The 16,647-nt window shown below is 61.7% G+C and carries 17 protein-coding genes and 1 tRNA gene; 7 read left to right on the top strand and 11 right to left on the bottom strand.

Annotation, left to right across the window (positions count from 1 at the left end; translation table 11 throughout):
- Window positions 1-2: 2 nt before the first annotated feature.
- From DXT88_RS13485 to DXT88_RS13530, 10 genes are all read right to left on the bottom strand, one after another.
- Complete coding sequence (locus DXT88_RS13485) at window positions 3-671, bottom strand: ABC transporter ATP-binding protein (protein ID WP_265214079.1); 669 nt, start codon at window positions 669-671, stop codon at window positions 3-5.
- A 1-nt stretch (window position 672) separates the two neighbouring features.
- Window positions 673-1,416, bottom strand: coding sequence for an ABC transporter ATP-binding protein (locus tag DXT88_RS13490; protein ID WP_265214175.1), 744 nt, complete (start codon window positions 1,414-1,416; stop codon window positions 673-675).
- An 11-nt stretch (window positions 1,417-1,427) separates the two neighbouring features.
- Window positions 1,428-2,372 (bottom strand): branched-chain amino acid ABC transporter permease, encoded by a 945-nt coding sequence (locus DXT88_RS13495; RefSeq protein ID WP_265214081.1) that lies wholly within the window; start codon window positions 2,370-2,372, stop codon window positions 1,428-1,430.
- 14 nt (window positions 2,373-2,386) lie between these two features.
- On the bottom strand, window positions 2,387-3,292 hold the full coding sequence (locus DXT88_RS13500; protein ID WP_116433031.1) for a branched-chain amino acid ABC transporter permease: 906 nt from the start codon (window positions 3,290-3,292) through the stop codon (window positions 2,387-2,389).
- A gap of 28 nt (window positions 3,293-3,320) precedes the next feature.
- Entirely contained in the window at window positions 3,321-4,643 is a 1,323-nt protein-coding gene (locus DXT88_RS13505) for an ABC transporter substrate-binding protein (RefSeq protein ID WP_116433032.1), read from the bottom strand.
- A 231-nt stretch (window positions 4,644-4,874) separates the two neighbouring features.
- Window positions 4,875-5,729: an HpcH/HpaI aldolase/citrate lyase family protein gene (locus tag DXT88_RS13510; protein WP_265214084.1), complete on the bottom strand. Its 855-nt coding sequence runs from the start codon at window positions 5,727-5,729 to the stop codon at window positions 4,875-4,877.
- Window positions 5,729-6,919, bottom strand: a complete 1,191-nt coding sequence (locus tag DXT88_RS13515; protein ID WP_265214087.1) for a CaiB/BaiF CoA transferase family protein — start codon at window positions 6,917-6,919, stop codon at window positions 5,729-5,731. Before DXT88_RS13515 ends, DXT88_RS13510 begins: the two co-directional genes overlap by 1 nt.
- 3 nt (window positions 6,920-6,922) lie before the next feature.
- Window positions 6,923-8,305: an MmgE/PrpD family protein gene (locus DXT88_RS13520; protein ID WP_265214089.1), complete on the bottom strand. Its 1,383-nt coding sequence runs from the start codon at window positions 8,303-8,305 to the stop codon at window positions 6,923-6,925.
- A gap of 10 nt (window positions 8,306-8,315) precedes the next feature.
- Entirely contained in the window at window positions 8,316-9,485 is a 1,170-nt protein-coding gene (locus DXT88_RS13525) for an acyl-CoA dehydrogenase family protein (protein ID WP_016834104.1), read from the bottom strand.
- A 45-nt stretch (window positions 9,486-9,530) separates the two neighbouring features.
- Window positions 9,531-10,391 (bottom strand): FAS1-like dehydratase domain-containing protein, encoded by an 861-nt coding sequence (locus DXT88_RS13530; RefSeq protein WP_265214091.1) that lies wholly within the window; start codon window positions 10,389-10,391, stop codon window positions 9,531-9,533.
- Window positions 10,392-10,440: 49 nt separating this feature from the next.
- On the opposite strand from DXT88_RS13530, the gene DXT88_RS13535 reads away from it, so the two are divergent.
- The 3 genes from DXT88_RS13535 to DXT88_RS13545 all read left to right on the top strand — a co-directional run bounded on the left by DXT88_RS13535 (window position 10,441) and on the right by DXT88_RS13545 (window position 13,113).
- Window positions 10,441-10,716, top strand: a complete 276-nt coding sequence (locus tag DXT88_RS13535) for a hypothetical protein (protein ID WP_157137828.1) — start codon at window positions 10,441-10,443, stop codon at window positions 10,714-10,716.
- Entirely contained in the window at window positions 10,713-11,960 is a 1,248-nt protein-coding gene (locus DXT88_RS13540; protein WP_265214095.1) for a glutamate carboxypeptidase, read from the top strand. The genes DXT88_RS13535 and DXT88_RS13540 overlap by 4 nt, the downstream gene beginning before the upstream one ends.
- 226 nt (window positions 11,961-12,186) lie before the next feature.
- The gene (locus tag DXT88_RS13545) at window positions 12,187-13,113 is read left to right on the top strand and encodes a LysR family transcriptional regulator (RefSeq protein WP_265214097.1); all 927 of its coding nucleotides are present in this window, start codon (window positions 12,187-12,189) and stop codon (window positions 13,111-13,113) included.
- Window positions 13,114-13,231: 118 nt separating this feature from the next.
- Here DXT88_RS13545 and DXT88_RS13550 read toward each other — a convergent pair whose 3' ends face one another.
- Window positions 13,232-13,996, bottom strand: a complete 765-nt coding sequence (locus DXT88_RS13550; protein WP_265214099.1) for a sulfite exporter TauE/SafE family protein — start codon at window positions 13,994-13,996, stop codon at window positions 13,232-13,234.
- A 380-nt stretch (window positions 13,997-14,376) separates the two neighbouring features.
- On the opposite strand from DXT88_RS13550, the gene DXT88_RS13555 reads away from it, so the two are divergent.
- From DXT88_RS13555 to DXT88_RS13570, 4 genes are all read left to right on the top strand, one after another.
- Window positions 14,377-15,192, top strand: coding sequence for an SDR family oxidoreductase (locus DXT88_RS13555; protein ID WP_265214101.1), 816 nt, complete (start codon window positions 14,377-14,379; stop codon window positions 15,190-15,192).
- 53 nt (window positions 15,193-15,245) lie between these two features.
- Window positions 15,246-15,335 (top strand) — tRNA-Ser (locus DXT88_RS13560).
- Window positions 15,336-15,638: 303 nt separating this feature from the next.
- Window positions 15,639-15,890, top strand: a complete 252-nt coding sequence (locus DXT88_RS13565; protein ID WP_265214103.1) for a hypothetical protein — start codon at window positions 15,639-15,641, stop codon at window positions 15,888-15,890.
- On the top strand, window positions 15,869-16,647 hold a 779-nt coding region (locus DXT88_RS13570), incomplete at its 3' end, for an IS3 family transposase (RefSeq protein WP_265214183.1). The genes DXT88_RS13565 and DXT88_RS13570, both read left to right, overlap by 22 nt.

Below are 16,647 nucleotides of genomic sequence, written 5' to 3' on the forward strand. Positions count from 1 at the left end.
ATTCAGTGCACGGACGCGGCATGAGTCAATTCACCACGTTCCAATGTGAGAGTGTCGTCGGGCAGGTCGCGCAACAGGCTGCGGTTGGATTCGGTGACCACCACGCAGACTTCGCTGTCGATCTCGCGCAGGCGGCGCAGCGATTCGCCGTACTGTGTCGCCAGCACCGGCGCCAGTCCCTGGAAAGGTTCGTCCAGCAGCACCAGGCGCGTACCGGCCATCAGGGCACGGCCGAGCGCAGCGATCTTGCCCTGGCCGCCGGACAGCGCAGCGCCCGAACGCGGCAGCATTTCCTTGAGCTGCGGGACGACGGTCAAGGCCTTCTCCAGTCGACGATCAACCTCTGCGGTGGGCAGGCCCAGGACGTCGCATGGCAGGCGCAAGTTCTCTTCCACGGTGAAGGTCGGGAACATCACCCGGTCTTCCGGCGCATAGCCGATGCCAAGTGCCACCCGGCCATGCGCCGGCACCGCAGCCAGATCGCGGCCGTCGAACTCGATCACGCCCTCCTGCAGCGGGATCAGGCCCATGACGGCGCGCAGCAAGGTGGTCTTGCCGGCGCCGTTGCGCCCCACTACCGCCAGCAAACCGCCGGCGCGGAACTCCGTCTCGATCCGGCGCAGCACGGTGATGCCGGCGATGCGCGCGCTGACGTTCTTGATTTTCAGCATGTCATTCTCCGATCACGTTGCGGCGGATTTCAGGATTGGCGAGCACTTCCTGCGGCGGTCCGTCGGCGGCGATGCGGCCCGAGATCCAGGCCGCCACGCGCGTCGCGTACCGCGTCACGATATCGACGTCGTGCTCAACGAAGATCGAGGTGATCTTCTGCTCGTCGAGAACGCGCATGATGATGGCCATCAGTCCATGCTTCTCATCGGTGGACACGCCGCTGGTGGGCTCGTCCATGATCAGCAGCTTGGGTTGCAGCACCAGCGCCATGGCGATGTCGAGCAGCTTGCGCTGGCCTTCCGGCAGCAGCGAGCACAGTTCGTCGGCGCGGGCGCGCAGGCCGACCAGCTCCAAAATGTGGTCGACTTCCGCGGCTGGAATCGCACGATCGAGCGGCGTCCAGATGCGCAGGCGGCCGGTGCGGCCGGCCGCCGCCAGTTGTATGCATTCGCGCACGGTGTGCTCGAGGAACAGTTGCGGCAACTGGAACGACCGGCCGATGCCGCGCTGGACGATGGCGCGCGGCGACAGACGCGTGATGTCGCGCCCGTCAAAGCTGACCGTACCGCCGCTGGGCCGGATGAAGCCGGTGCAGATATTGATGAAGGTGGTCTTGCCGGCGCCGTTCTGGCCGATCACCGCCAACCGTTCTCCGGGATGCAATTCGAAGTTGATGTTGTCGGCCACCACCAGACCGCCGAAGGCGAGCTGCAATCCGCTTGTTTGCAATAGAGGCTGGCTCATGGATTTTTGACTCACTTTGGCTCCTTCCGGAACAACAGGCCGGACAAGCCCGTCGGCACGAAGAACACCAGTCCGATCAATACGAAGCCCAACACCATTTGCCAGGCGCCGGTGAACAGCGCCGCCGAATACAGCTTGACGAACTCGAACACCACCGCGCCGAGGAAAGCACCGACCGGATGGCCGACGCCGCCGAGGATGGAGATGAACACGATCTCGCCCGAGCGTACCCAGTAGCCCATCTCGGGCGTCACCAGCCCCTGCATCAGCGCAAACATCGCACCCGACAAACCGCACAGCGCAGCCGAGATGACATAACCGATCCACAGCGCGCGATTGGCCGAGAGGCCGACGTATTCCAGCCGCGTCTCGTTGGTCTTGACTGCGGTCAATGCCTGGCCGGCGATCGACATCATGTAGCGCTGGACGCCCCAGGCCAGCGCCACCGCCAACACCACGGCCACGACCAGCAAAGTGGTTTCAAAACCGTCGCGCTCCATGCGCACGCCGAAGAAAGTCGGACGCGCCAGGCGGATGCCGTCGGTGCCGCCGGTCAGGCTGTAGAACTTGCCGAGGATGGAGAACAGCACCATCGACAACGCCAGGTTCAGCATGCCGAAGAAGATCGCCCGGTAGCGCACCACGAACAAACCGATCACCATGCCCATGACCGCGCCGAACACCGTGCCGAGCAGGATCAGCACGGCGCTGTCGAGCTCCGGCATGGCGCGCGCCGTGAAGGCCACCGCGTAACCGGCCGCACAGGAGAACATTGCATGGCCGAACGACAGTTGTCCGGAACGGATCAGGATGGAGACGCCCAGCGCGGCAATGCCGAAACTGGTGGCGACCACCATCGGGGTCTTGAGCCAGGGCCAGATCATCGGCAAGCCCAGCGCGAACACCACCAGCAGGACGCCGGCTATTTTTATTTTCGGCGATGTTGTTTTTGACATTGTTATTTTTGTCATCACACCCTCCTCGCCTGGGCCACCGAGAACAATCCTTGCGGACGGAACAGCAGCACCAGCACCATGATCAGGTACGGCACCAGCACTTCGCTTTCAGGCTGCAGGTAGACCGCGAACGAACGCGTCAGGCCGATCAGGATCGCCGTGATCAGCGTGCCTTCGATCTGCCCGAGGCCGGCGGTGGCGACCACCGCGAACGACAGCACGATCATGTCGGCGCCGATGCCCGGCACCAGCGAGGTCGTGGGCGACGCCAGCGCGCCGCCGAGGGCGCCCAGCATCGACCCGACCACGAAGGTCAGCAGGCAGATGCGGCGAGCGTCGATGCCCATCGCCATCGCTACTTCGCGGTTGTGCGCCACGGCGACGATCTGGCGTCCGGTGCTGCTCGACTTGAGGAAATGCCGCAAGCCGAAGAACACCACCAGCGCCACGCCCGGCAACACCATCAGCTGATAGCGCGTGTACGTGATGCCAAGCACCTCGGCCACGCCGAGATAGTTGACGATGTCGGAAACGAAGTAAGGCTGGGAGCCCCAGATCAGCCGTTGCAGATCTTCGAAGATCATGAAGGCGGCGAAGGTCACCAGCAGCTGCAGTATCTGTTCCTTGTGATAGATACGGCGCAGCAGGAAGATTTCCATGACGGCTCCCATGACGGCGCCGACCACCAGCGCGGCCACCAGCAGCCAGACGAAGGACCATGCCGGCGAAAATTTCGCTGCGACCGCCCACATGCCGAGGGTCGCGGCGAAATAGCCGCCGAAGGCGTACATGCTGCCGTGCGCCATGTTGAGGATCCGCATCACGCCGAACACCAGCGTCATACCCAGCGCCACCAGAAACAGCAGCGCCGCGTATGACAACCCGTCCAGCATGGCCAGCAAGAATAATTCCTGGTTCATGTTGTTGCTCAGTCAGTCCGGTCGGGGTTCAGTTGGCGATGGGCGGGAAGGTCTTGATGCGAGGATCGCGCAAGAGCTCCGGCTTGATGGTCTTGACCCAGTCCACCGACTTTTGTCCGACCGGCGCGATCGCCATTTCAGCCGGATAGATTTCGATCTTGTCGAGCACCGGGAACGGATAGGCGGCAGTCTTTTTGGTGGTGCCCAGCAACTGGTCTTCCAGACCCTGGCCGTCGGCGCGAATCTTCACTTCACGCGTCAGTCCGCGGAAGTTCAGGCCGTGCATGGCGTCAGCCACCTGCTCGGTGCTCGGCCACTGGCCCTTGTTGGCCTTGATCGCCTTGTCGTAACCGGCCACCATGCCGTCCAGCGCCTGGATCATGTGATAGACCGAGTAGATCGGATAAGCGCCGGTCTTGGCCTTGAACTTCTGCACGAAATTCTTCAGCTTGGGATCGTCCTTGAGCTCCGGATGCAGGAAGTAATGATCGCCGCGCGCGCCGACGATGACGCCGTCAGGCAGCGTCGTTCCCAGGCGTTCCAGCGAGCTTTCGGCCAGCGGCAGCACGAACAGCGAGTTCTTGATCAGGCCGCGTTGCGCCGACTGGCGCACGAAGGTGTCGAGATCGCCGCCCCACGAGGTCGACAAGATGACGTCCGGACGCAGCGCCTGCAGGCGGCTGATCTCAGTCGAGAAATCGCTGGCGCCGAATTTCGGGAACAGCTCGGCCACGACCTTGACGTCAGGCTTCAGCATCTTCAGCGTATGCGAGAACAGCTCCCACGAATCGCGGCCCCAGGCGTAATCCTGGTTCACCACGGCGATGGTCTTGAAGTTCGGTTTCTGGCGCAGCAGGTACAGCACGCTGGCGACCATTTCCGTGGTGGCGTTGGCCTGGGTGCGCACGACGTAGCGATAACGGCGCTCTTCCAGCACTTTCTCGGTGCCGCAATCCCACAGGATGTTGAGCACCTTGAGGTCCTCCGCCACCGGCGCGACGATGTTGCAGCTGCCGCTGGAGATCGAACCGAGCATCACCTTGACGCCCTGCTCCTGCACCACGCGGCGATATTCGGACAACAGCTTGTCGCCGCCCACGCCTTCATCGACAAAGGTCGGTACGACCTTGACGCCGTTGATGCCGCCGGCGGCATTGAGGTCTTCCAGGTAGATTTCCGCGGCCTGCTTGGCCGGCACGCCGAATACCGAGGCCGGGCCGGACGTGAAGGTGGTGATGCCGATCTTGAGTTCGGCCGGTTTGGCGGTTTGTGCCTGTGCGAGCGGCAAAGCCAATGCGGTCATGGCAAAGCCGGCGGCCAGCATCAGCCGGGTGATTTTTGTTGTAAACATATCTCCTCCAAGAATGGATACGTAATTCGATGGTGTGCGCCAGTGCATGATCGATCTCCGTCATGCATCCCCGCGCTTGCTTGTTGTTATGTCTTGCCGTGCGTATTGCGTGAAAAACCGCCGGGGTTGTCTCCTTGCGGTTTCGCGTTTCCCTGCTTTTTCTTTTGTATTTTTTATTGCTTGTTTTCTTTACTGCTGTCACTGCTGAATCAAACTGCAAACTCAAATTGGTTACGTCTCGCCAATCTGCCGTAGGAATTTTTCCGCCTGCATGATGACCGGCTTGTCGATCATTTTTCCGTTGAGCGAGATGGCGCCGCCGTCGCTCTGCGCCACCGCCGCCATGACGGCGCGAGCCCAGGCGATTTCCTCCGCGCTGGGCAGGAATCCCTGGTTGACGATGTCGACCTGGCGCGGATGGATGCACAGCTTGGCGCCGAAACCGATGCGGCGCGCACGGCTGACTGCATGTTCCAGAAAAGGCAGGTCGTCGAAGGTGGTGGTGACGCCGTCGACCGGTTGTGCGATGTTCGCCAGCCGCGATGCAATGACCATCTCCACGCGCAGATGCGTCAGTTCGCTTTCTCGCGGTTCGCACTGGATACCGAGATCGACTTGCAGGTCGATCGAACCGAACACCAGCCGCTCGACATGCCGGGCCCGGGCGATATCGCGCATCTGTGCAATGCCGACTGCGGTTTCGATCAGCGGCAACAGACGTGAATGACTGCGCGGACCGACGAAATGCCGGGCGATGTTGCGGATGGTGTCGCAGTCATCCGCCTTGGGCAGCACGATGCCGGCAATCGGCGCATTCGCGAAGCAGCGCACATCATCGTCATACCATTGCGTGTCGGCGGCATTGATACGCACCCACAGCTTGTCTTGCTGATTCGCTTGCTGCGCCAGCCAATCTGCCAGCGTGTCGCGCGCCTGTGTCTTGGCGGCCGGCGCCACCGCGTCCTCAAGATCCACGATGACCGCATCCGCGCCGCTGGCCAGCGCCTTGCCGTAACGGTCGGGCCGGTTGGCGGGAACGAACAGGTAAGAACGTGCGAGCGGCGAAGTGGACACGACAGCAGTCATCACACTGCTCCGCGTGCGCGCAAAACGTCGATCTCGGCCTGCGCATAACCGAGCTTGCCGAGAATGGCGTCGGTGTGCTGGCCAAGCGCCGGGATGGCGTCCATACGGAAGTCGAAGGTATTGTTCACGCCCGGCGGCAGCAAGGCGGGCAAGCTGCCGGCCGGCGAGCCCACTTCGGTCCAGCGCTCGCGCGCCGCCAGTTGCGGGTGCTCCCACAGGTCTTGCATGGTGTTGACGCTGGCGTTGGCGATCTGCGCCTGGTCAAGCCGCGCCACCACTTCCTGCGCCGTCAGCGGCGTGAACATGTCGAGGATCAGCTTGCGCAATTCGGCGCGGTTTTCGTGACGGCGCGAGTTGGTCGAGAAGCGTGCATCCTGCGCCAGCGCCGGATCCTGCAAGACGGATTCGCAGAACACTTTCCATTCGCGCTCGTTCTGCAGGCCCAGCATGACCACCTTGCCGTCGCCGGCGGTGAACGGGCCGTAGGGATAAATCGTTGCGTGCTCGGCGCCCGAACGCACCGGCGCCGATGCGCCCTGGTAAGCGTAATACATCGGGAAGCTCATCCATTCGGTCAGCGACTCCAGCATCGACAGGTCAATGTGGCTGCCTTCGCCGTCGCGACCGCGCTTGATCAGCGCCGCCAGGACGTGTGAGTAGGCGTACATGCCGGCGGCGATGTCGGCGATCGAACACCCGGCCTTGGCCTGCTCGTCGGCAGTGCCGGTCACCGACAGGAAACCGGCTTCGCTCTGGATCAGCAGGTCGTAGGCTTTCTTGTCGCGATAAGGACCGTTCTCGCCGTAACCCGAAATGTCGCAGACGATCAGGCGCGGATTTTTCCTGTGCAGCACCGCCGCCGACAGGCCGAGCCCGGCTGCCGCTCCCGGCGCGAGGTTCTGCACCAGCACGTCGGCTTCGTCCAGCAGCTTGTCGATGATGGCTTTGCCGTCTGCATCCTTGAGGTTGAGCGTAAGGCTTTCCTTGGAACGGTTGGTCCAGACGAAATGCGAGGACAATCCGTTGACGCGCTCGTCGTAGCCGCGTGCGAAGTCGCCCACGCCGGGACGTTCGACCTTGATCACGCGGGCGCCCATGTCGGCCAGCTGGCGCGTGCAGAACGGCGCGGCGATGGCGTGTTCCAGGCTGACGACGGTAATGCCTTCGAGAGGACGGGTGGACGGCATCATGGTTTATCTCGCGAATAAGTTGTTCAATGCATCGTTCATGGCCGGCGCCGCATGCAGCTGCCAGGCGTGGGCAATGATGCGATCGGTTTCCTGCGGCGTGGCGGCGTTGGAGAAGCGGATCAGCCGCTGCGCCTTGTCTTCCAGCTCACGACGCGACAAGGTGTTGTCCGGGTCGCCCTTGGGCACGTCGACGGCGGCGCTCAGATGACGGCCGTCAACGGTGTCGACCTCGACGCGGCCAAGCCAGCGCGCCGGATAGGCGGTGTTGACCTCGTCGTCCAGCGTCATCCGGACCTTGTCGCGGAATACGCCGACCTTGCCGTCCTGCAGCGCATGCTGTTCGAACTCGCCCAGCCCTGCACTCTGATGGACGGCAATCAGTCCCAGCACGGTGCCCATCGAGAATTTGGCCTGATGCACGGTCTGCGGATTGACCACCGGTCCGAGCACGTCGATGGCGCCCTGATGCACCCGCGTATTCACGGCGGCGATCTGGTCGTGCTGCAGGCCTTCGCGTTGCATCAGCAATTGCAGCGCGTCGGCGGCCGGATGCGTATGGCGGCAGGAGGCGTGGAATTTGAACGAGGTCTCCGCGGTGGCCCAGCGCTCGCCGAGGCGATCGGTCAGCTTGGCCGGGTCGGCGTCGGTCGACATGCCTGCGGCCATGCCCTGCGCACCTTCGAGGATCCGTTGCGCACCGGTGAAACCATCGCGTGTGATGTAGGCGGCCAGCAAACCGTCGGCGGCGGCTTTGCCCGTGTGCAGTTGCTTGGAGTCGGCGGCGTCGCGCAAAAATTCCCACAAACCGGCTGCCTGCGTGCCGGCCGAGCCGAGCGCATGCAGGAACTGATCGGCATTGAAACCCATCAGCTTGCCGACCGCCACCGCTGCGGCCAGGGTGCCGGCCGTGCCGGTGGTGTGGAAGATGCGATAGTGCGAACGGCCGAGGAACTCACCGATGCGGATGCCGGCTTCGTACCCCGCCACTGCCGCCACCAGCAGGTCGGCGCCGGATTTGCCGAGATCCTGCGCCGCCGCCAGCGCCGCCGGGAACACCACGGCCGCAGGATGGAACACGGAGCCGTTGTGGACATCGTCCTGCTCCACCAGATGCGACGAGGCGCCGTTGACCAGCGCGGCGAAATAGGGCGAGCTGTGCTTGCGATTGACCAGGATGGTGCTCGGCCCATCGGCCGGCCCCATCTTGTCGACGTAGCGTTCCATGATGTCGATCTGGCGCGCGCCCTTGCCGGCCAGCGCCGAAGCGAACCAGTCGAGGTAGAGGTCTTCGGTGCGCGCGATCACGGACGCCGGGATGTCGTCATAGCGCAGGCCGGCGAGGAATTCGCTCAGGAGGCGCGAAGGATGTGAAGACGTTGAGCTCATGTCCGGTTCCTCAGAAAGACCGTGGCAGGCCGAGGATGTGCTCGGCCACGTAGGAATAAATCAGGTTGGTGGAAATCGGCGCGACCTGGTACAGGCGCGTCTCACGGAACTTGCGCTCGACGTCGTATTCGCAGGCGAAACCGAAACCGCCGTGCGTTTGCAGGCAGACGTTGGCGGCTTCCCATGAGGCCTTGGCGGCGAGGAACTTGGCCATGTTGGCTTGCGCCCCACAGGGCTGCCGGGCGTCGAACAGCTCACAAGCCTTGAAGCGCATCAGGTTGGCGGCTTCCAGTTCGATGTAGCTGTCGGCGATCGGGAATTGCACGCCCTGGTTCATGCCGATCGGGCGGTCGAACACCACGCGCTCCTTGGCGTATTGCGCCGCCTTCTCGATGAACCAGTAGCCGTCGCCGATGCACTCGGCGGCGATCAGCGTGCGCTCGGCGTTGAGGCCGTCGAGTATGTATTTGAAACCCTTGCCCTCTTCGCCGATCAGGTTCTCGACGGGGATTTCGAGGTTGTCGAAGAACAGTTCATTGGTCTCGTGGTTGACCATGTTGAGGATCGGCCGTACCGACATGCCGTTGGCGATGGCATGCTTGAGATCGACCAGGAAGATCGACATGCCTTCCGACTTCTTCTTGACCTGGTCCAGCGGCGTGGTGCGCGCCAGCAGGATCATCAGGTCGGAATGCTGGATGCGCGAGATCCACACCTTCTGGCCGTTGACGACGTAGCGGTCGCCCTTCCTGACGGCGGTGGTCTTGATCTTGGTGGTGTCGGTGCCGGTGGTCGGCTCGGTCACGCCCATCGACTGCAGGCGCAATTCGCCGCTGGCGATCTTGGGCAGGTACAGCTGCTTCTGCTCGGCCGAACCATGGCGCAGCAAGGTGCCCATGTTGTACATCTGGCCGTGACAGGCGCCGGAGTTGCCGCCGGTGCGATTGATTTCTTCCATGATCACCGAGGCTTCGGTCAGGCCGAGGCCGGAACCGCCGTACTCGGCCGGAATCAGCGCCGCCAGCCAGCCTGCCTTGGTCAGCGCGTCGACGAATTCTTCCGGATAACCGCGTGCTTCATCGACCTTGCGCCAGTACTCCGGCGGGAAGGTACTGCAAAGATCGCGCACGGCGTCGCGCAAGTCCTGATAGGCGTCCGGCGAAGAGGACTGAAGGGACATCGATGGTTCTCCTGCTGATTGGTTGAAATGACTGGATTTTCTTCGTCAGGCCAGCACGGCCTCGGCTTGCATCGCCAGTTCGCCGCGCAGGTTCTGCGCCCACAACTCGGCACGCTTGCCGTCGGCCGACAACTTGCCGCAGATCTCGAAGGCCTCGATGTCGAACAGGCTGCCGACGGCGCGGAAGTTGAACTCCAGCAGGCGCGCCAGCGGCAGGCTGCGACCCAGCAGATCGACCAGCAGCGTGGCGATCAGCGGACCGTGCACGATCAGGCCGGGATAGCCTTCTACGCCGGTGACGTAGCTGCGATCGTAGTGAATGCGATGGCCGTTGAAGGTCAGCGCCGAATAGCGGAACAGCAGCACCGGATCGGGCTCGATGCGACGGCGCCAGTCGGCTTCCGCCGGGGCCTGCTTCGGCGCCACCGGCGCTGCGCCGGGCTGTGGCATGCCGCGATAGACGATGTCATGTTCTTCATGGACGGCGACCTTGCCGTTGTGCGCAATCTCGTGCGCCACGGTGACGAAGGCCAGCTCGCCGGTCTTGCCCTTCTTGACGTCGACGCTGGCGATGCGCGAGGTCTTGGTTGCCGTCGCGCCAATCGGCAGCGGCGCTGCAAAACGCAAACGGCCGCCGGCCCACATGCGGCGCGGCAGCGGCACCGGCGGCAGGAAGCCGCCACGGCGCGGATGGCCGTCGTCGCCGACTTCCGACTGGCGGCACGCGGTCCAGAAATAGATCCAGTGCCAGAGTGGCGGCAAGGCGTCGCCTGCTGCCGGCGTTTGCGAATGATCAAGTGTGGCGGCCAGCGCGGCGGCGAAGGCCGGGTTGATGAAATCGCTGTGGCTTTGAGTCTTGCCGACCCATTGACGCAACAGCGTCAGGTCGATGTCATGCTGGCTCATGGAATGCTCTGATCAGGTGTCGATGAAATGGCAATGAGGTGAGCGGCAGATGGAAAAAACGATCGCCGGTTCACGAATGGAGCAGAGTCTGAGCGCCGCCAGTTGTCAAAACAATCTGTATTTTCTGAAGGGGGGCATCGTCTGGCGTGAAGTCACGCATGTGCGACCGCATCATTTTTTACACCGGGTTTTCTCCGATGCAGCGCGGCCGCTGGTGTCGGTGCGCAGCATTTGCGCCGGCCCGTTCGGCTGCTATAGTGGCGACACGCCGCCATCCCTGCGGCAAAGATTGCTCTTCAATCAACATTCCACGAGAGATCCATGAAGAAAACCCATCTGATGTCGCTCATCGCTGCACTCGCCTGTACTACTTCGGCAGCCTCCTTCGCACAAACCAGCCCGACCAATGCCGACAACGCGTTGTTGCAAGCCGCGCAAAAACGCAAGGACGTACTGGTCAAGGATCTCGGCACGCTGGTCAATATCGATTCCGGCACCGACGACGCCAAGGGCCTGGCGCAGGTTGAAGCGATACTGGCGCAGCGCCTGAAGGAAGTCGGCGCCAGCGTCGAGATCGTCGCCGCACCGCCGGCTGCCGGCAAGATGGTGATCGGCAAGCTGCAGGGCAGCGGCAGCAAGAACATCATGCTGATGATCCACTACGACACCGTGTTCGGCATCGGCGAAGCAACCAAGCGGCCGTTCAAGATCACCGGCAACAAGGCCTTCGGTCCGGGCGTGGCCGACGCCAAGGGCGGCGCGCTGCTGATCGTATATGCGCTCGATATTGCGCGCGAACGCGGCTTCAAGGATTACAAGACGCTCACCGTGCTGTTCAATCCCGACGAAGAAAAAAGCTCGCTCGGTTCGCGCGACATGATCAGCAAACTATCCGCCGACCAGGACTACGTACTGGTGTTCGAACCGCCTGAAGCCGACGTCGTGACCGTCGCCACCAACGGCATCGCCTACGTCCACCTCGACGTCAAGGGCCGCGCCTCGCACGCCGGCTCCGCGCCGGAAGCCGGCCGCAACGCGGCGGTGGAATTGTCCAACCAGATCATCCAACTGAAGGACCTCGGCAGCCAGGCCAAGGGCACCACCGTCAACTGGACCGTGATCCAGGCCGGCGACCGCGTCAACATCATTCCTGAAAAAGCCAGCGCCACCGCCGACATGCGGATGTCCGATGTCGGCGAAATCCAGCGCGTGCAGGCCGACGCCGACAAGATCATCCAGAAGAAGCTGATCCCCGAAACCGAGGTCAAGGTCAAGGTGGAAAACCGTCGTCCGCCGTTCAGCAAGAATGCCGACAGCGACCGCCTGGCCGCCACTGCGGACAGCATCTACAAGGAACTGGGCAAGTCGATCACGCCGGTTTCCATGCGCTACGGTACCGACGCCGGCTTCGCCTACAACCCCAAGACCGGCAAGCCCATCGTGCTCGATGGGATGGGCATCGTCGGCGACCGTATCCATTCGTCCGACGAATGGGCCGACCTGGATAGCGTGGTGCCGCGCCTGTACCTGACGGTGCGCATGATGGAAGCGATGGGTAAAGGAAAATAAGCCAAAGCACGAGAAAAAGAAAACGGGCCTCCTGCAACACAGGAAATCCCACGGGAAACACTCCTGAAAAGGCAACACAACACAACGGACCGTCATGGTCCGTTGTGTTTTCTGACGTTACAATTGCAGCGAAACGCCTGCCACAGTCATCCGGGTTTAGGCGTAATATGAGTTGGACTAAAACAGACCGGCACCCTCATGCCGGCACTTACTTCAGAGAGACATCATGCTATTCGACCTCACCGACCTGCGGCTGTTCATCCTGATCGCCGAACTCAACAGCCTCACCCGCAGCGCCGAGCGCATGAACCTGTCGCTGGCGGCGACAAGCAACCGTATCAAGGAACTCGAAGCACGCTTCGGCATGCGCCTGCTCTACCGCGAGAGCAAGGGCGTGCAACTGACGCCGGCGGGACAGACCTTCCTCACCCACGCGCAGCAATTCATGCAGCAGGTCGAGCGCCTCAAAGGCGACATGCAGCAGTACAACAACGGCATCAAGGGTTATATCCGCATCTTCGCCAACACCACGGCGGTGACGGAATTCATGCCGGAAATCCTGGGGAAATTCCTCACCCTCCATCCGCAGGTCAACGTCGCGCTGGAAGAACGGCTGAACCACGACATCATGCGCGGCATCCAGGAAGGCACGGCCGACATCGGCATCGTCGCCGGACCGGTGCAGGGAGATGGACTGGAGATTCTGAATTTTTCAACCGACCGCCTGGTCCTCGCCGCGGCGCTGGAACATCCGCTGGCCGGCATCGGCAAGGTCTCCTTCGCCGAGACGCTGGAATATGAACACGTCGGCCTGCATGAAGGCAGCACGCTGCATCACTTCCTCAATCGTATCGTGTCGGAAAGCGGCCAGCGTTTGAAGTTGCGGATCCAGGTGCGCAGTTTTGAAGCGATGTGCCGGATGGTGGAGACCAATGTCGGCATCGGCATCGTGCCGCACTCGGCGGCCCTGCGTCACAAGCAAACCATGCAATTGAGCCTGATCGAACTGACCGATCCGTGGAGCGTGCGCGAGCGCAGCATGGTGGTCCAAAGCCTCGACGCCCTGCCCCTGTATGCGCGCGACCTGGTGGAATTCATCCGGCAGCAGACGGCGCAGGTGCCGCCGGCGCCGGTGGAGAAGGAAGCAGCCTGATTGCAGATTGAAATTTAGAGCGGCTAACAAAGCGTCGATGGCAAGGCGCGCCGACGAAGACAGTACGATAGTACGGCGAGGAGAAGCAACGCCGCCAGCGGCGTTTTGTTAGCCGCTCTTAGCCGTGCGTCATCATCCAGGCGGCTATCGCAATCAGCGCGCCGCAAAACAGCATCCGCAACCGCCGCTCCGGCAAATGATGCGCCAACGCCACGCCCCAGGAAATACTGAGCACGCCGCCCAGCGCCAGCGGAATGCCGATGCTCCAGTCGACATGGCCTGCGCTGGCGTAGGTCCATAGCGCCACCAGCGTCCCCGGCGTGACCATCGCCAGGCCCAGGCCCTGCGCCGCCGTCTGCGTCATGCCGAACAAACCGACCAGTCCCGGCACGGCCACGATGGCGCCGCCGACGCTGAAGAATCCTGCCGATGCCCCCGCCGCCAACCCCATGAGGAAGATGTATTTCTGCGGCAGGCGCGCGCGCGGGATCATTTCTTTTTTCCTGCGCAGCAAAGTCCACAGGTAATAAAGGGCCAGCACCACCATGAACAAGGCGAACGCCAGATGCAGCGAGCGTGCTTCGATCGAAGTCGCAAAACGCGCCGCGAAATAAGTCGTGAACACCGCCGGTACCGCCATCTGCAGCGCCGCGCTGAGTTCGATCTTGTTGCGCTGCTTGTAGCGCCAGAAACCGATCACCACATTCGGCACGATCATCACCAGCGCGGTTCCCTGCGCCAGTTGCTGGTCCATGCCGTAGAGGAATCCGAGCACCGGAATCGCGATCAGGCCGCCGCCGATGCCGAACAGGCCGCCGATGGCGCCGAGCACGCCGCCGAGAAAGAAGTTGACCACGACGGTGAAATACAAAGAATGCATCATAGGTGTAAAGTACGCACTTGGCCGGACAAGTCCCGTTGTAAAACACAGAGGACTTGCCTGACCGGCGACCCAAAAAGGAGATAGGCGTGAGTAACGGAAGTAGCGGCGTTCTGGTAGTTGTACTTGAAGCGGGCGTGGTGATCATCATTGCGTTGGCGATCTACCTGATCCGAAAAAAATAAACGAATCATCCTACGCAACCCCGGCAATACCGCAGCCATGCCCTCCCTCAAGCTGTCCGCCAGTTTATCAGCCAGCCTTCGCCGTCACAAGCGAAGCGCGCGATCTGCTCAGAAACGCCCGATGAAATTTTTAATCCGGCGCAGCAATGCATCGACCACGCAAGAATGTGACACGCCAACATTAAGGAATCAGCAATCATGGATCTAGGACTTCAAGGAAAAATCGCCCTCGTCTGCGGCGCCAGCAAAGGCCTCGGCTACGCCTGCGCCGAACACCTGGCGCGCGAAGGCGCGCACGTCGTCATCGTCGCCCGCAACCAAGAGACGCTCGACCAGGCCGCTGAAAAACTGCGCGCGCTCGGCAACATCAAGGTCATCGCCGTCGCCACCGACATCGCTACTCCCGAAGGCCGCACAAAAGCGCTGGCCGCGGTCGACGAAATCGCCGGCACAATGGACAAAGAGCGAGGCCACGGCCCCGACATCCTCGTCAACAACGCCGGCGGCCCGCCGCTGGGCGACTTCCGCGACTGGGATCGCGAGATCTGGCTCAAGGCCATCGACGCCAACATGCTGACGCCGGTCGAGCTGATCAAGGCCACCGTCGACCAGATGATCAAGCGCGGCTGGGGCCGCATCATCAACATCACCAGCAGCTCGGTCAAGGCCCCGCGCTACGACCTCGGCCTGTCCAACGGCGCCCGCTCCGGCCTGACCGGTTTCGTCGCCGGCGTGTCCCGCCACATCGCCAAGAGCGGCGTGACGATCAACAACTTGTTGCCCGGCAGCTTCGAAACCGATCGCCTGCGCAGCAGCTTCGTCGGCTCCGCCAAGCTCACCGGCGAAACACCCGACGAAGTCCGCCTGCAACGCATGGCCGAAACCCCGGCCGGCCGCTTCGGCGACCCGGACGAGTTCGGCGCGACCTGCACATTCCTGTGCAGCAAGCATGCCGGCTACATCAACGGCCAGAACGTGCTGATGGACGGCGGCGCTTACCCGGGCATTTTCTAAAAGCGGAAAAGGACGACGGCCAGGCGACTCATGTATAATGCCCGGCTTGCGCAGGAAGGTTGGCAGAGCGGTTGAATGCACCAGTCTTGAAAACTGGCGAGGGTGAGAGCCCTTCGTGAGTTCGAATCTCACACCTTCCGCCAAAAACACCCGAAAAGCCCTGATTTCATTAAGATTTCAGGGCTTTTTTGTTTCCGACTATCAAAACAACATCAAATTATTAAACGAAGCTTATTGAATAAATAGATGTTCCTTTGGAGTGACCCCCTCGGGCTGGACCAAGGCCAGTCGATGAAGTGATACGCCTGTCGAGCCTTCTCAGGAGGAGCGACACCATGTCAGCAAGAGGACCATATCGGCGGCACAGTCTGCAGTTCAAGATTCAGATCTGTAGTGACGTTCGCAGCGGGAAGCTTGGACGTCGAGAGGCCCTCAAGACGCACAACTTGTCAGCCAATCTTATGCAGATGTGGCTGGGGCAGTTTGATCGCGGTGAGCTGGATCGGGAAGACGCCGCGGCATCAACGGTTGCGGAGTATGAAGCGCACATTGCTGCTTTGGAGCGGAAGGTCGGCCAGCTCACGATGGAACTCGATCTCCTTAAAAAAACACCGCGACTGCAACTCGTCAGCAACAACGAGAACTCATCGATTACCAGCGGCCCCAGGCCTGTTCCATCCGACGAGGATGCCAAATGATCGATCTGCCGCGTAGTACCTACTATTACAAGCCTAAGCCAGCCACTGCGGCACTTAACGATCATGATCTGACTCAACTAATAGGAGACATCCATGATGTCTTTCCAGGTTATGGCTATCGTCGAATCACTTTGGAGTTGAAGGCACGCGGGCATGTGGTCAATCACAAACGTGTAGCGAGGATCATGCGTGAGCACGAAGTGCACGGCCACCACCGACGCAGATTCAAGCCGGTGGCTGGCTCTGAGGCTGATGTCGCAGTATTTTCCAATCGCTACCGCAACGTCATTCCAACGGAGCCAGATCGTGTTTGGGTCGCCGATATTACCTATATCCGAATTGCATCCGGCTTTATCTACCTGGCCGTTGTCCTGGATGCTTGCAGTCGTAAGGTGATTGGCTACGCCTTATCCAAGCGTATCGACACGCCCTTGGCCCTGGCCGCGCTGACGGCGGCTTATAGAAGTCGCAAGCCGGCGCCCAACACATGCATTCACCACACCGACCGCGGGTGCCAATATGGAAGTGCTTTGTACCGAGAGGCGCTGGAAGAATTCGGCCTGATTGGTTCGATGAGCGCACCAGCCAACCCATATCACAACGCGCAGGCGGAGAGCTTCATGAAGACGCTCAAGGTGGAAGAGGTCTATCTGGCTGGTTATGAGAAATTCGACGATGTGGCCGGCAGGCTGCCATACTTCATCGAAGAGATTTACAACGAACGGCGTATGCACTCAGCGCTGGGCTATCAATCACC

The sequence above is a fragment of the Herbaspirillum lusitanum genome, from assembly GCF_026127345.1.
Taxonomy (GTDB): domain Bacteria; phylum Pseudomonadota; class Gammaproteobacteria; order Burkholderiales; family Burkholderiaceae_D; genus Herbaspirillum; species Herbaspirillum lusitanum.

Coding starts and splice junctions, on each gene's coding strand:
- DXT88_RS13485 (WP_265214079.1), bottom strand. CDS start 671: ATGCTGAAAATCAAGAACGTCAGCGCGCGCATCGCCGGCATCACCGTG.
- DXT88_RS13490 (WP_265214175.1), bottom strand. CDS start 1,416: ATGAGCCAGCCTCTATTGCAAACAAGCGGATTGCAGCTCGCCTTCGGC.
- DXT88_RS13495 (WP_265214081.1), bottom strand. CDS start 2,372: ATGTCAAAAACAACATCGCCGAAAATAAAAATAGCCGGCGTCCTGCTG.
- DXT88_RS13500 (WP_116433031.1), bottom strand. CDS start 3,292: ATGAACCAGGAATTATTCTTGCTGGCCATGCTGGACGGGTTGTCATAC.
- DXT88_RS13505 (WP_116433032.1), bottom strand. CDS start 4,643: ATGTTTACAACAAAAATCACCCGGCTGATGCTGGCCGCCGGCTTTGCC.
- DXT88_RS13510 (WP_265214084.1), bottom strand. CDS start 5,729: ATGACTGCTGTCGTGTCCACTTCGCCGCTCGCACGTTCTTACCTGTTC.
- DXT88_RS13515 (WP_265214087.1), bottom strand. CDS start 6,919: ATGATGCCGTCCACCCGTCCTCTCGAAGGCATTACCGTCGTCAGCCTG.
- DXT88_RS13520 (WP_265214089.1), bottom strand. CDS start 8,305: ATGAGCTCAACGTCTTCACATCCTTCGCGCCTCCTGAGCGAATTCCTC.
- DXT88_RS13525 (WP_016834104.1), bottom strand. CDS start 9,485: ATGTCCCTTCAGTCCTCTTCGCCGGACGCCTATCAGGACTTGCGCGAC.
- DXT88_RS13530 (WP_265214091.1), bottom strand. CDS start 10,391: ATGAGCCAGCATGACATCGACCTGACGCTGTTGCGTCAATGGGTCGGC.
- DXT88_RS13535 (WP_157137828.1), top strand. CDS start 10,441: ATGGAAAAAACGATCGCCGGTTCACGAATGGAGCAGAGTCTGAGCGCC.
- DXT88_RS13540 (WP_265214095.1), top strand. CDS start 10,713: ATGAAGAAAACCCATCTGATGTCGCTCATCGCTGCACTCGCCTGTACT.
- DXT88_RS13545 (WP_265214097.1), top strand. CDS start 12,187: ATGCTATTCGACCTCACCGACCTGCGGCTGTTCATCCTGATCGCCGAA.
- DXT88_RS13550 (WP_265214099.1), bottom strand. CDS start 13,996: ATGATGCATTCTTTGTATTTCACCGTCGTGGTCAACTTCTTTCTCGGC.
- DXT88_RS13555 (WP_265214101.1), top strand. CDS start 14,377: ATGGATCTAGGACTTCAAGGAAAAATCGCCCTCGTCTGCGGCGCCAGC.